The organism is Paenarthrobacter sp. 10L412, assembly GCF_056395565.1.
Map to the genome: position 1 here is coordinate 315,482 of NZ_JBFTJT010000002.1, position 13,340 is coordinate 328,821.

Genomic DNA, 13,340 nt, shown 5'->3' on the forward strand with positions numbered 1-13,340 from the left:
GGAACATAAGGGCGATAGTCCGGAGGCACCGCCGGTCACGCCGGGGCTGCCTTCAGGTCAGCTTTCCTCTGAGAGGAACGGCCATGGGTCGTCTGGGGACCGGGAACAGCGGGAATACGGGTGCGGAACCCGCAACCGATCCGGCGCGCCACAGTGCAGGCATCGAAAAAGTTGACGCCGTGGTGGTCGGTTCCGGATTCGGCGGTTCGGTGGCTGCCCTCCGATTGGCCGAGGCCGGACAATCCGTGGTGCTCATGGAACGCGGCAAGCCCTATCCGCCCGGCAGTTTCGCGCGTTCGCCGGCGGAGATGGGCCGGAATTTCTGGGACCCGGATCGCGGACTGTACGGGCTCTTCGATGCATGGACCTTCCGGGGCACGGAGGGGTTGGTATCCAGCGGCCTGGGCGGCGGCTCACTGATCTACGCCAACGTCCTCCTTCGCAAGGACGAAAAATGGTTCGTCAACGAGTCCCCCATTCCCGGCGGCGGTTACGAGAATTGGCCTTTCACACGGGCGGACCTTGATCCTTACTACGAGACCGCAGAAGAGATGCTCCAACCGGTCCGTTATCCGTATGACGACACGCCTAAAACCATGGCAATGGAGAAGACCGCCGCAACCCTTGGCCTACCCATCAGCAGACCACCCATTGCCGTCACCTTTTCCACGGACCCCACCAAGGAACCGCAGACAAACAGGCCACTCCCCCTCCCGGCCTACGGCAGCATCCACGGACCAAACACCATCCGCACCACATGCACGCTCAGCGGTGAATGCGATATCGGCTGCAATGCCGGCGCCAAGAACACCCTGGACCACAACTACATTTCGGCGGCCGCTCATCAGGGGGCGGACATCCGCACGTTCCACGATGTCCGCGGGATCAGGCCACTTGCCAGGGGAGGTTACGAAGTCCGCTACGTGGTCCACGATCCCGAACGCCAAGGCGAGCTCCTCAAGGAGCGGATCATTCACTGCCGCCGGCTCATCCTTGGCGCCGGCACCTTCGGCACCAACTTCCTGCTCCTGCGCAATCGAAGCTCCCTGCCCGCCCTTAGCGACGCCATAGGCACCCGTTTCAGTGGCAACGGCGACCTCCTGACGTTCATCATGGACGCCAAGACACCGGCCGCCAACGGATCCCCACCCGGAGTGCGAACACTCACCGGCAGCCGCGGACCCGTCATCACCACCGCGATCAGGATCCCCGATTCCAACGACGACGACGGCGATGGTCGCGGCTACTACGTGGAGGACGCCGGGTATCCAGCCTTCATTAACTGGCTCATGGAGACCGCCCAACTCAGCACCACCGTCAAACGGACAGCCAAAGTTGCCCGCCAACTGCTGATGGACAGGCTGTTCGACGCCGGGCGCTCGAACGTCTCCGCCGACCTCGCCGCTGCGCTGGGTGACGGCCGCCTGTCCTCCAGTTCGGTGCCGCTGCTGGGGATGGGCCGAGATATCCCCGACGGCGTCATGACCCTTCGCGACGGAAGACTCGCCATTGCATGGACCATGGCCACGTCCAAGGACTACTTCGGACGCGTCCGCGGAACAATGTCCGAGATCGCCAAGGACCTCGACGGAGATTTCGTAGACAACCCGCTGTGGTGGGCCAAACGTGTCATCACGGTGCACCCCATCGGCGGGGCACCATCGGGCCGCCACCCTGGCGAGGCGGTGTGCGACTCCTACGGCGAGGTGTTCGGTTATCCCGACCTGTTCGTGATGGATGGGGCAGCCATGCCTGGCCCGGTGGGCGCCAACCCTTCACTGACCATTTCCGCTTTTGCCGAACGTGCATGCCGTCACATCCTGGAGAACGCCCACAGTGCCGGACACAGGGGAATTACCCCCGCCGATGCTGCTGGAAGTGACGACCTGGCCAGTGATGACTCGGCTGGCGCTGACAGCCGGGCCAACGACCTCGACGCTTCGGCTCCACGCGAATTGGCGCCGGACGCTACCAAGGGCAAGGGCGCGCCCGAGGAGCGGCCCGCGAGCGCGGTCGCAGACGGCGCAACCGCCACGACGGCAGCAAGGAGCCGTGGTTTGGGGCTGCCGCGACCCCAAGACCAGCAACCAGCGGCGACAGACGCCACCACCTCTGTGCGTTTCACGGAGCAGATGCACGGCTGGTTCAGTCCCGGTCTCAGTGATCCGGAGAAGGGGCGAAGCCTGGGCAGGGACCGGAGCCGCAGGATCATGTTCGAGCTGACGATTACCGCCGAGGACATGCACGCGTTCGTTGAGGATCCGAGCCACCCTGCCAAGGCCGAGGGCTATATCCTCGCAGACTACTTCGGCGGCCGAATGCCGGTGGAACGTGGTTGGTTCAACCTCTTTGTGGAGGACGTTTCCGACGACGGCAGGCCGGCCAGGCGCATGCTGTACCGGTTGTGGCTGCGGGACCCGGGCGGAACGCCGTTCACGTTCACCGGGTACAAGCTGATCCATAACGAGGCCGGGCTGGATATTTGGCAGGACACGACCACGCTGTCCGCCACGATCCTGCGCGGCCATGTTCCGCCGTCGGAAGCGGTTGACGTTGAGGAGCCAGGCGGGCAGGAGCCAGGCCAGGAGGATGTCTTCGGTGCCGGCATTCTGTACATCCGCCCCTTGGACTTCGCCAAGCAACTGACCACGTTCCGTGCCAAGGGCCCGGCGCCGGCCGCGGGTTTGGCGTCCTTCATGAAATTGTTCGCCGGTGAGTTGTGGGAGGTCTACGGGCGGGGCCTCAAACGGGTCCCGTTTCCGGTCCGGAGACCACTGCGACGGCCACGCAGATGAAGAGCTGGGAGCTTGCGAAGCACCGTACTGTCCTGGGCTTCACTCCCCAGGCAGCGGTTCGCTGGCTCTCGCCGATGTCGCTGGCACGGACGGCATTGAAAGTCATGGCAGCCACTGTGTTCGCAGACTTCGGTGACAAGAGGGAACTTGAGGGGAGCTTCCCTGCCGATCAATTGCGCCTGGATAAACTCCCGGTCCCCGGCCAACCAGCCCAGCCGCCGGTCACGAGCCGCGGGCTTCCAAACCCCGGAGAGCTTGAGGCATCCCGCACCACAAAGCCCGACGAGCCCTTGAGCCCCGCTGATCTGTGGCTCGATTACACCGCAGATCTTGGCGACGGCTTCGACGCGACCTACTCCGTCGCAATGCTGCTCGCCCAGGACAAGGTAACCGTTCAGGGCCATGAGCTCCCCCGCGGAAGCGTGCTGGTCCTCGGGGGTGATGAGGTCTACCCCGTCGCCTCACCAGCTGCCTACGAGAATCGGATGGCAGGACCGTACCGGATGGCGCTGCCCACCAAGCACAATCCCACACCCATCATGCTCGCACTCCCCGGCAACCACGACTGGTACGACGGCCTGACCTCGTTCATCCGGATGTTCACCCGGCAACGAAGCATCGGGGGCTGGCGGACCATCCAGACGCGCAGCTACTTTGCGGTCCGGCTCACAGGGCAATCCCCTACGCAGGTTTCCGGCGAACAGCACCAGGGTACGCCCGGCTGGTGGCTCCTGGGCCTGGACAGCCAGTTGGGGCAGTACATCGACGAACCACAACTGGACTACTTCTACCGGAATGTCACGCTCCAGCTCCAACCCGGAGATGCCATCATCCTGTGCGTAGCGGCTCCCTTTTGGGTTGACGCCGAGCACCCTGGGCCGAACGAGTTCAGGCAGGTCAACTTTTTCGAACAGGATTACCTTCGCCGTCGGTTCAATCCCGAGACCGGCCTGTTCGAGGCCACGGGCGCAAACGTCCGGCTGTGGCTCACAGGCGATCTGCACCACTATTCCCGCTACGAGGAGCAAACGTCTCCTGACGAACTGGGCACGGATGAATCAGGCGCCCAAAACCTCCCACCGGACCCAACAAGAACGCAAATGATCACCTGCGGCCTGGGCGGTGCGTACCTTTCAGATGCCCATTGGCTCCCGGAACACCTCGCCCTTCCGGGCGACGCGAACGCACCTGGCCTGTCCTCCAGCGTCACCCAAACCGCAAACCCTCATGGCGACCACGAAGAAGAAACAACCCGCCACTTCACCCGCATGCCCACCCTCTACCCGGATCAGGCCGATTCCCAGTTGCTCGGTCCGAGGCTTGCGAACCCCTTCTCGCAATACTGGCTTCCCATCCGCAACCCTGGCTTCGGTTTGTCCCTGGGCATTGTCCACGTCATCGCTGCACTAACGCTCTGGACAGTCTTCAGCGCATTCCGCGGGGAATCGTTCGTGGACAGCCTCCGCAGCCTGACCCACGGAAACACCCTGCTCCTCGTCGTTGTCCTGATCCTTGCGGTGCCGCTCCTGCTCGCAGTCGTGTCACTGCTTGCACGATCCCTCGGGCTGGCGAAGGCAGGAATCGTGGTCTTCACCCGTGGCGCGCTCTACCAGCTGTCCGCCCTTGCGGTGAGTGCCGCCGTCGTGATCCTGCTTCCCTGGCCCAACGGCTGGCCCGACGTCGTGATTCTGCTGCTGGCGCTCGCGCTGGTGTACCTGGGTGGTTGGGCGCTTGGCAGTGAAGCCTTCGCGCTGTTCATCCTGGCGACGCCCAGCGGCGAGGTCTCTACCTGGAAAATGTCCGGCCAATCCATCGAAGACCACAAAGGATTCCTGCGCCTCCACCTCGCCGCCGACGGCAGTCTCACTGTCTACCCGCTGGTGGTGGATACAGTCTGCCGCGATTGGCAGCTGGCAACGAACGACGACGGCGCGCGGCTGGTTCCGCAATCCGACTTACCCGCCGTGCGGCTGCTTGAAGAACCCATCACCATCACGCGGAAAGGAACCGCACCATGATCATCACCCGTGCCGAGCACCGGACCGAGGTCATCCCGTTCCGGGCCCGGGACAACACCCCTTTGAGCCTGGTCCACGTGACATCGCCCGTGGAGGTGAGCAAAGGCCCCGTCATGCTGGTCCATGGTTCGGGCGTCCGAGCGGAGCTGTTCAGGCCTCCGGTCCGGACCACCATCGTGGACGTCCTGCTGGAGGACGGATGGGACGTGTGGATGCTGAACTGGAGGGCGTCCATCGACCTCGATCCCCTGTCCTGGACGCTCGCCGACGCCGCCGTGTACGACCACCCTGCCGCCGTCGAGCATGTGCTGAACGCTACCGGCGCGGCAACGATGAAGGCCGTGATCCACTGCCAGGGATCGACGTCGTTCACCATGTCCGCCGTGGCCGGTCTCCTGCCCCAGGTGGACACCATTGTCTCCAACGCGGTGTCCCTGCATCCCGTGGTGCCTGCGTTCTCGCGGCTCAAGATCGACTACCTCACGCCCGTGGTCAAGGTCTTCACTCCCTACCTGTCCCCCGCATGGGGCTACAAATCGCAGGGCTACTTCACGCGGGCCATCCGAGGCCTGGTCAAAGCCACCCACCGCGAGTGCGACAACATCGTCTGCAAAATGGTCAGCTTCACCTACGGCAGTGGCCGCCCGGCGCTCTGGGCCCACGAAAACCTCGACGACGCCACTCACCAATGGCTCAGCGGCGAGTTCGCCGAGGTCCCGGTGACGTTCTTCGAGGAGATGGGCCGCAGCATCAAAGCCGGGCACATGGTAGCTGCCGGAAACCATCCGGAACTGCCTGAGAACTTTGTGGCCGAGGCTCCCCAAACCGATGCACGGTTCGCGTTCATCGCCGGGCTGGACAACCTCTGTTTCCTTCCCGAAAGCCAGCAACGCACGTTCGACTTCTTCCAAAAGCACCGGCCCGGGAAGGACTCGCTCCACCTCATCCCCGGCTACGGACATCTGGACGTCTTCTTCGGTCAGCATGCCTGGCAGGACACCTTCCCGGTCATCGTGGAGGAGCTCAACAAGGCCCCTTCCAATCCAGCCCAAGAGCCCAATCCAGCCCAGGAGCCACTGTCATGAAAACACTTACCGAACTGGTTACTCCCCTGCTCAAGCTCATGCCGTCGCCGGTTCCCCGACGCCAGGAACGCCTCCGCGGCCAGCACGCACTGGCCGATGGCATCAAGTACGTCATGCCGGTCAATTCCGACGACTCCCCGGTGCTCATGGCGGCCTTCCCCATCAACAAGAAAGCCGCAGCGGCCGCACTCCCCGGCACCGAGATGCGGCCCTTCAGCCTGGGCGGCAAAGGGCTGCTGGTAGTCACGGTGGTCAATTACAAGTCCACGGACATCGGCAAGTACATCGAATACTCACTGGCCATCGCCATCACCCACGGCAGCAGGCCAGCCCCGCCCATCCTCCCGCTGATCTTCCAGAAAACCTTCAAGCTGGGGCAGTTCGTGGTGGACCTGCCGGTCAGTTCGGAGGTTTCCGTCAAGGGTGGAAAGGGAATCTGGGGCATGCCGAAGCACCAGGCCAACCTGGACTTCGTCGTCACTGACTCCACAGTGTCAGCACAGTACGACAAAGATGGCCAACTCGGTTGCTACATCGAGATCGAACGTCCCGACCCACTTGGCCTGCCACTGAAGCTCGCTGCGTCGAACTACTGCGTCTTCCGGAACATGCTCTGGAAATCGGACATCTACTTCGAAGCTACCGGAGACATCGCCCTCGGAGCACAGGCCAAGGCACGCCTCATCCTCGGTGACGCGCCCGGCGTCGAGCCTTTGAAGAACCTGCAGGTGGAAAGCAAACCCGTGTTCACCGCTTGGCTGCCGCAAGCCCACGGTGTCCTGGACGACCACTACGAAGCCTGGTTCCTCACCGCACCTACAGAATCCGCCGCAGCAGCCATTCGCGGAGGCGACATGCTGGACAGCATCGTGAACCTGGGCCAGAGCCAGGAATGGCTGACCCCGCCGGACCGGAGCAGGATCGCAGGGACGGCGCCAATGGGCACAGCACGAGACTCCGGCGCCGTACCTCGCGCCACTCCGGGAAGCCTCCAATGAACTGGCTACTGCTCATCAACGCGCTCTACTTCCTGTTCGGCGCCACGATGTACGTGGGCACCATGTGGGTCCTCAAATTCTTCCTGTACCCCACATGGCGTTCGCTGGCCCGCGAGAACGTCGACATGCACTTCGGCATCCCCACCCGCGCAGCCACCAAGTTCTTCACGGTCGTGGTGCCCATCATGTTCATCTCAGGCGGCATCCTGGTGTGGTCCGAGTGGGGCACCATCCGTGTCATCCCAGCCATCATCTGCCTGCTGGGAATCATCGTCCTGACCTGGGTGGGCCAAGGCATCATCATCCCCATCAACAAGCGCATCCGCGGCGGCGACTTCGCGGACGACGCCGAACTCCGCACCCTGCTGAAACGCTGGATGATGCTCAACGACATCCGCTTCTACGTCTCCACGCTGACGTGGGCGGCCATGGTGTGGCTGCTCGTGGACCGTGGACGCCTGCTGGAGTCCTTCGCATGAGCGCCCAGCAGCCGGCACAGCCCACGCCCCATAACCAAACTCACCATCAAGCGCGACGCCCCGGCGTGTTGGCTTGGACCACCGCCGATCCACTGCGCGCCATCCTGGCAGCGATCGCGATCATCACGGTGCTGACCGGTGCCGTGCAGGTCCCGTTTGGCGGACAAATATTGCCCTTGATCGGCGCCGACCCCACTCCTGGAATGCGGCAACTGTTCGGCACAGTGGGCATGTTCATGGTGGTGGTTGGCGGACTACTCCTGCACACCCTGCTGAACCCCGCACCCTCCCCCGAGGTGGTGCTCTGGTCCGGACTGCAAAAAGCCGGGGCGTTCGGCGCCGTCGGCATCGGGGTACTGAACGGAGTCTTCTCACCCATCGCGCTGCTGGTGGCCTTCTTTGACCTCGCGACGGCGGTACTCCTGTTCGTCTATTGGCGCAGGATCAGTGGGGGCATGACCGGAGGAACCGGACTGTGAAAAGGTCATTGGTGCTCGCCGGTGGCGGCATGCGCGTGGCCTGGCAGGCCGGCGTCATGCGGGCGCTCGCCGAAGAAGGCCTGGAGTTCCAGCATGTTGACGGCAGCTCCGGCGGGATCCTGACGGCGGGGATGCTGCTGTCCGGGGTGTCGCCGGAAGAAATGTGCACCCGCTGGTCCAGCGTGAACGTGAAGGACTTCGGCTCGGCGCTGCCGATCGGTGACTACCTCAAGGGCCCGTGGGCGCTGCCAGCTATTGGGGACGCGGACGGCATCCTGAACAAGGTCTTTCCCGCACTCGGGATCAATGATGCGACTATCCGGGGCCGCGCTGCGGAACCGGGCGCCGTCGAAGGTTCCTTCAACGTCGTGGAATTCACCGAAAAGCGCTGCCACGCCATCGATGCCACCGCCATTGACGCGGAGCTTATGGCCGCGGGAATGTCACTGCCCATCTTCCTGACACCGCTGCACCGGGACGGGAAGATCTGGACGGACGCCGTCTGGATGCGCGACGCCAATGTAGCCGAAGCCCTGCGTCGGGGAGCGGAGGAAGTATGGCTGATTTGGTGCATCGGCAACTCGCCCTATTGGGGTGACGGGCCCTTGGAGCAGTACGTGCACATGATCGAAATGAGCGCCATGGGAGCCCTCCTTGCTGATTTCGAGGCTGCGAGCGCGGCTGGACGCGAGTTTGTGCTGCACGTGGTGCGTCCTGAGCATCCGCTGCCGCTGGATCCCGAGTTCTATCTGGGAAGGATCGACGCCGATACCCTGATCGGCATGGGATACCGGGACGCCCGGGCGTACCTGGACACGATGACGACGGCCGGCGTCCCGAAAGATGCCAGTTGCACCGCCATGACAGAACCGGCTGCGGGTGTCCGTTTCAACGACACCTTACGCGGAGAACTGGGGGGCTCACCCCTGACGTTCAAAGCCACCGTCATGCTGCCCACGGCGGGGTCCACTGTGCCCCCACAGTTCACCGGATTCCTGGAGCACCCGCTCTTCGACGGTCGCGTCTTTTTCTCGGATGGACGCGTTGAAACAGAAGGCCACGACATCACGTACCGTGCCCGGATCAGGCTCGACGGCGGGTGGCAGGACGTGTCCCTGACCCGCACCTTGCGGGACGATCCCGGTCCGGATGCCTGGACCGACTCGCGCCAGGCAGTATTGCAAGTGGACGGGTTGCCGGCGGGAAGCCTGACCGCCGAGCTGACCATGAGCCTGGCCGACGCCGCGGGACTTCTGGCCTCGGTGGAGCCAGTGGGTGCCCACGGCTTCGTTGACCGGGCAGAGGCCGTGGCCAGCTTCGCCGCCAACGGTTTTCGGGAGTTGCTCGCACGGTACTGAACTCCACTGTGATCGCTAACTCCGCTGTGATCCACGTTATTACCGGCTGGTAAACAGCGCGCTACCGATCTGCAAAAGATGGCAACAAGGGGGAAACACCCGTGAAAAACCGGCACCCTACGCTGATGATCAACAGGTCACGCCAGCGAAAGGGCCAAACATGTCCTCCACACCCGTTCACATCGTCATTGCAGGCGCAGGTCCCGCAGCCCAGGCTTTGGTGCGGCGGCTGGCCGGCAGCGGTTCAGGTTCCCGGCAACGCCCCTTCGATGGCACCGTCACCGTGCTCAGCAATCGCGACGAATGCCCCGAGGCGCTCCTGGAACTGGCAGATCTGCCGCAGGTCTCGGTCCGCTTCGGGCAGCCCGCAAGTTTCATTGACGCCGCAGCGAAGATCGTCACCACCGTGGATGGCATGGAGTTCTCCTACGACCAACTCGTGATCGCCACGGGTTCAGCTCCAAGCCTTCCGCCGGTCGCCGGGGCCGAAACGGGCCTGAGTTACTCCACCATCGATGACGCCGCGAACATCGGTGAAGCGATCAAGGACGTCACCAGGATCGTCGGCCGGCGCCCGCTGGGAATCCTCGTGGGCAATGGTCCCGCAGCGGGCCAGGCAGAAGCCGTGCTCCGGGCCCGCGGTGTCCGTCCCGTCCGCACCACCCTCCGGCCAGCCGCCGTCGTTCGTTCCACCTCAGGTTCCACGCCAGCGGCGACCGGCATCCTGTTCGAAGACGGCAGCAGCATGAACGGCGACCTCGTGGTCCTCGCCGAGGAACGTATCGCGCGCAGCGAGCTTGCCGAAAGCGCAGGTCTCCTGATTGCCTCCGACGGCGGGATCGCAGTAGGGCGCGATCTCACCACCTCCGTCCCCGGCATTTGGGCGATTGGCGACGCGGCTTCCTGCGACGGCCTCCGACTGGGTCTTCTCCTTTCTGCCGAGTCCTCCGCGATGCTGTGCGCCTCGGGGATGCTGTTGGGCGCATGGGGCAGCAACCAGCAGGCCGCGATGGCGGCCTGACTGCTGCTTCTCTTGCCATTGTGGACAACCCCGACCGGCACCCGGACCATATGGCAAGATGGTCCTTTGACGGGCAGTGACAACCCTGCGGCCATCGGGCCGGCCATGCCCGGCACGGAAGGATCCCATGAGCAACGAAGCCGTCGCGCCTGCAAGCATCGCCTCGTACATCGACCACACACTGTTGAAGCCGGAGGCCAGCGAGGCAGAGGTTTTGAAGGTTTGCGCCGAGGCCGTCGAGTACAAATTCAAGTCCGTCTGCGTCAATCCGATCTGGGTCAAGACCGTCACGAAGGCCCTCAAAGGATCCGGAGTCTTGACCTGCTCCGTTATTGGGTTCCCGCTGGGCGCCACACCCAGCGACGTCAAGGCATTCGAAGCCCGCGGCGCGGTGTTGGATGGCGCCGATGAGATCGACATGGTGATCAACATGGCGGCCGCGCGCGCGAATGACAAGGGCGCCTTGGTGGATGACATCACCGCCGTCGCCGAAGCTGTCCACGCCGGCGAAGCGATCCTGAAGGTCATCATCGAGACGTCCATGTTGACCGATGAACAGAAGGTCATTGCCTGCGAAGCCGCCGTTGAGGCAGGGGCTGACTTCGTCAAGACCTCCACTGGTTTCAACGGCGGCGGAGCAACCGTTGAAGACGTTGCCTTGATGCGCAAGACCGTCGGACCTGATGTTGGGGTCAAAGCGTCAGGCGGAGTGCGGTCCCTGGCTGACGCACAGGCTATGATTGCTGCTGGTGCAACACGTATCGGAGCGAGTTCCGGAATAGCCATTGTCAAAGGTGAACAGGGTTCATCGGATTACTGAGGCATCCGCGACCGCCACAGATTTTGAGCCCTGCGGGGCCGAGGAGGAATGAATGTCCAAGAACGCAACAAGCGCCCCCATTGAAAAAGAGAACAACCTCGGCACAAGCATTGTCCTGTTCGTGGTCATGATCGTGCTCTTCCTGGGCGCTATCTACTCCCTGTCCTTCCTCAGCCTGGATAACCCGTGGCCGATGGCCGTCTGCCTGGGCCTGTTCGCCCTCGCATTCTGGATTCCGCAGACCATTCTTGGCCGCTCGGACTCAGCTGGCGAAAGCTAAACTTTCACGCAATATGTGATGGCCCGGGCATGTGCCCGGGCCATTGCTTTTGGGGCGGGCTTAACTGCTTGAGCTTCGGGAAGAACGCGGGACAAAGTAGGTTTCCGCTTTGATGGGAATTACACCGCTGGGGAACAACCCATCGGCTTGTGTGGAGTACTGCCTGATCCGCGGGTGCTTGGATGACAAGCCTTCTGCCCAAATCCACGGTTGGTACCCAAGGCGCGCTAACCCTGCCGTATCCGGCGGCGAGACCAAATCGTAGGGAAAGTCCGAATAAAGGACCAGGTTTTCAGGGTGGCCTTCCCCGGCCTTGCGGGTGATGAGGTGGTCAACATGGCTACCCACACCTACAGGAACGAAGAGCAGTTCGGCCTTGGTCACGGCCATTAGCTCGGCAACATCGTCCTGGAGTTGCCGGATGAGCGTTTTATCTCCCCGTGCTATCCGTCCGAGCGCGATGTCGAATCGATACGTCGAGTAGCGGTGTGTCAGTTCCGGCAGGAGCTTGTTCCACGCGCCTCTGGCGAGCCGCGGTAACTGTCGACGACGGAACAAGGCATCCACGGCGCCCAGATGTATGAGCTGTACGCCCATGGCAGCAAGGACAGCCTTGTCCTCTGCTTTGCGGGCCTCGAACAGTTGCACGCCATCCTCAAGCGTGGACTGACGCACGAAAGAGCGGGCGGCCCGGGTGTGCGGTGCAGGGGAGGCTTCCGTGAACACAGTTGCCACGATGATCTCCCGTTCCTGCGCCTGCGCCTCAATAAGCGCACCACAGGACAAAACCGCGTCGTCAAGGTGGGGCGACAGGAACAGCCAGGGAGCGTCGCCTGCCAAGGATCGTTCGATTTTCGATTCAATTGCCATGCGGAGGCCCTCCCTGTGGATGAGGCCCGGTTGGAGCTGCTTCAGCAACTGCATTGCGAAAGGATGTGGCCTGCATTTCGGCGAGCCGGTCCCAATTGAAGCCTGAAGCAAACGCCCTGCCTTGGGCCCCCACCTCCATCAGTCCGTCCTGTGCGTATCTGCGCGTTATCTCGGCGGCAAGGGCCTCGACGTCGAACGCCGGAACCAACCAGCCGGCGGCGTCGGGGACAATCTCCCTCAAGCACGGGATATCGAAGGCAATGACCGGAGTTCCAACTGCCAATGACTCGATGGCCACCAACCCAAACGTCTCCTGCCTGGAGGGAACAACCACAAGCCGCGCATCACTCATCGCTTGGAATTTCTGCTCCCCGGAGAGCCACCCCATAAGGCGTATCCGGTTCGAGAGGCCTCTCGCTTCGATGACAGCGCGAAGCTTGGCTTCGTCGGGACCGGCACCTGCAATCAGGAGTTGGCCATCAACACGTCCCGCACATTCTCCCCAGGCCGCCAACAGCAAATCGAGACCCTTGCCACTGAATTCCAAGCGCCCGATGCACAGGATGTCCTGTCCGGGCTTGGGTTCGGTTTTCCACGCCGCGGGATCCACGCCATTACCGATCACCTCCACGCGGACGTCCCGATTCATGGCAGTCAGGCGGTCCGCGATGCCCTGCGATACTGCGATCATTCGCCCGTAGCGCCTAACACCCCATCGTTCCACCCAGTGCAAGGGCAAGCCGTATTCACGTGCCTTCTCACGCGCATGCAGCCACTGGACCAGGCCAATGGTGGGGCGCTTGGTCCAGAGCGGCGCAGCCATGCTGGAGAAGGGCGCGAAAAAGTCCTCCACCACCAGATCAACGGCTGCGCGACGCCGTCGAACCTCAAAGGGCAGCATCAGCACATAGCCCAGGAGCCGGGTCAGCCTGTTCCGCCCATGGCCTATTCCGATTGGCACGTAGTGAACGCCGTCCTGCACACGCTCAGACCACCCGGGGTACCTGGTGGTCAGGACGGTCATCCGGAAGCCGTTGGCAGCCAGCCGGCGATCGACCTCGTGTGTCCTCACTGATCCCCCACCGGCGCCGGGCATGCCTGGGTCTTCGAACCCAAGATGTAAAACCCTCATGATCT

Annotated in this window: 12 protein-coding genes; 10 read left to right on the top strand and 2 right to left on the bottom strand. The window is 63.1% G+C overall.

The window, feature by feature from the left end; genetic code table 11:
* Positions 1 to 83: 83 nt before the first annotated feature.
* The 10 genes from AC1DD7_RS03140 to AC1DD7_RS03185 all read left to right on the top strand — a co-directional run bounded on the left by AC1DD7_RS03140 (position 84) and on the right by AC1DD7_RS03185 (position 11,333).
* Positions 84 to 2,795, top strand: coding sequence for a GMC oxidoreductase (locus AC1DD7_RS03140; RefSeq protein ID WP_477513758.1), 2,712 nt, complete (start codon positions 84 to 86; stop codon positions 2,793 to 2,795).
* Positions 2,792 to 4,813: a hypothetical protein gene (locus tag AC1DD7_RS03145; RefSeq protein ID WP_477513759.1), complete on the top strand. Its 2,022-nt coding sequence runs from the start codon at positions 2,792 to 2,794 to the stop codon at positions 4,811 to 4,813. Before AC1DD7_RS03140 ends, AC1DD7_RS03145 begins: the two co-directional genes overlap by 4 nt.
* Complete coding sequence (locus AC1DD7_RS03150) at positions 4,810 to 5,898, top strand: alpha/beta fold hydrolase (protein WP_442006285.1); 1,089 nt, start codon at positions 4,810 to 4,812, stop codon at positions 5,896 to 5,898. The genes AC1DD7_RS03145 and AC1DD7_RS03150 overlap by 4 nt, the downstream gene beginning before the upstream one ends.
* Positions 5,895 to 6,896: an acetoacetate decarboxylase family protein gene (locus tag AC1DD7_RS03155; protein WP_442006286.1), complete on the top strand. Its 1,002-nt coding sequence runs from the start codon at positions 5,895 to 5,897 to the stop codon at positions 6,894 to 6,896. Before AC1DD7_RS03150 ends, AC1DD7_RS03155 begins: the two co-directional genes overlap by 4 nt.
* A complete protein-coding gene (locus AC1DD7_RS03160; RefSeq protein ID WP_431119171.1) occupies positions 6,893 to 7,375 on the top strand; it encodes a hypothetical protein in 483 nt (160 codons plus the stop codon). The genes AC1DD7_RS03155 and AC1DD7_RS03160 overlap by 4 nt, the downstream gene beginning before the upstream one ends.
* Positions 7,372 to 7,854, top strand: coding sequence for a hypothetical protein (locus AC1DD7_RS03165; protein WP_442006287.1), 483 nt, complete (start codon positions 7,372 to 7,374; stop codon positions 7,852 to 7,854). The genes AC1DD7_RS03160 and AC1DD7_RS03165 overlap by 4 nt, the downstream gene beginning before the upstream one ends.
* On the top strand, positions 7,851 to 9,212 hold the full coding sequence (locus AC1DD7_RS03170; protein ID WP_477513760.1) for a patatin-like phospholipase family protein: 1,362 nt from the start codon (positions 7,851 to 7,853) through the stop codon (positions 9,210 to 9,212). The genes AC1DD7_RS03165 and AC1DD7_RS03170 overlap by 4 nt, the downstream gene beginning before the upstream one ends.
* Before the next feature lie 160 nt (positions 9,213 to 9,372).
* Positions 9,373 to 10,233, top strand: a complete 861-nt coding sequence (locus AC1DD7_RS03175) for an FAD-dependent oxidoreductase (protein ID WP_477513761.1) — start codon at positions 9,373 to 9,375, stop codon at positions 10,231 to 10,233.
* Positions 10,234 to 10,360: 127 nt separating this feature from the next.
* Positions 10,361 to 11,053: a deoxyribose-phosphate aldolase gene (deoC, locus tag AC1DD7_RS03180; protein WP_477513762.1), complete on the top strand. Its 693-nt coding sequence runs from the start codon at positions 10,361 to 10,363 to the stop codon at positions 11,051 to 11,053.
* 52 nt (positions 11,054 to 11,105) lie between these two features.
* Positions 11,106 to 11,333: a hypothetical protein gene (locus tag AC1DD7_RS03185; protein ID WP_442006291.1), complete on the top strand. Its 228-nt coding sequence runs from the start codon at positions 11,106 to 11,108 to the stop codon at positions 11,331 to 11,333.
* A gap of 60 nt (positions 11,334 to 11,393) precedes the next feature.
* On the opposite strand, the gene AC1DD7_RS03190 is transcribed toward AC1DD7_RS03185, so the two are convergent.
* Positions 11,394 to 12,203: a PIG-L deacetylase family protein gene (locus AC1DD7_RS03190; RefSeq protein ID WP_477513763.1), complete on the bottom strand. Its 810-nt coding sequence runs from the start codon at positions 12,201 to 12,203 to the stop codon at positions 11,394 to 11,396.
* Positions 12,193 to 13,335, bottom strand: coding sequence for a glycosyltransferase family 4 protein (locus AC1DD7_RS03195; RefSeq protein ID WP_477513764.1), 1,143 nt, complete (start codon positions 13,333 to 13,335; stop codon positions 12,193 to 12,195). Before AC1DD7_RS03195 ends, AC1DD7_RS03190 begins: the two co-directional genes overlap by 11 nt.
* Positions 13,336 to 13,340: the final 5 nt, after the last annotated feature.

Coding starts and splice junctions, on each gene's coding strand:
- AC1DD7_RS03145 (WP_477513759.1), top strand. CDS start 2,792: ATGAAGAGCTGGGAGCTTGCGAAGCACCGTACTGTCCTGGGCTTCACT.
- AC1DD7_RS03150 (WP_442006285.1), top strand. CDS start 4,810: ATGATCATCACCCGTGCCGAGCACCGGACCGAGGTCATCCCGTTCCGG.
- AC1DD7_RS03160 (WP_431119171.1), top strand. CDS start 6,893: ATGAACTGGCTACTGCTCATCAACGCGCTCTACTTCCTGTTCGGCGCC.
- AC1DD7_RS03195 (WP_477513764.1), bottom strand. CDS start 13,335: ATGAGGGTTTTACATCTTGGGTTCGAAGACCCAGGCATGCCCGGCGCC.
- AC1DD7_RS03165 (WP_442006287.1), top strand. CDS start 7,372: ATGAGCGCCCAGCAGCCGGCACAGCCCACGCCCCATAACCAAACTCAC.
- deoC (WP_477513762.1), top strand. CDS start 10,361: ATGAGCAACGAAGCCGTCGCGCCTGCAAGCATCGCCTCGTACATCGAC.
- AC1DD7_RS03185 (WP_442006291.1), top strand. CDS start 11,106: ATGTCCAAGAACGCAACAAGCGCCCCCATTGAAAAAGAGAACAACCTC.
- AC1DD7_RS03140 (WP_477513758.1), top strand. CDS start 84: ATGGGTCGTCTGGGGACCGGGAACAGCGGGAATACGGGTGCGGAACCC.
- AC1DD7_RS03190 (WP_477513763.1), bottom strand. CDS start 12,203: ATGGCAATTGAATCGAAAATCGAACGATCCTTGGCAGGCGACGCTCCC.
- AC1DD7_RS03175 (WP_477513761.1), top strand. CDS start 9,373: ATGTCCTCCACACCCGTTCACATCGTCATTGCAGGCGCAGGTCCCGCA.
- AC1DD7_RS03155 (WP_442006286.1), top strand. CDS start 5,895: ATGAAAACACTTACCGAACTGGTTACTCCCCTGCTCAAGCTCATGCCG.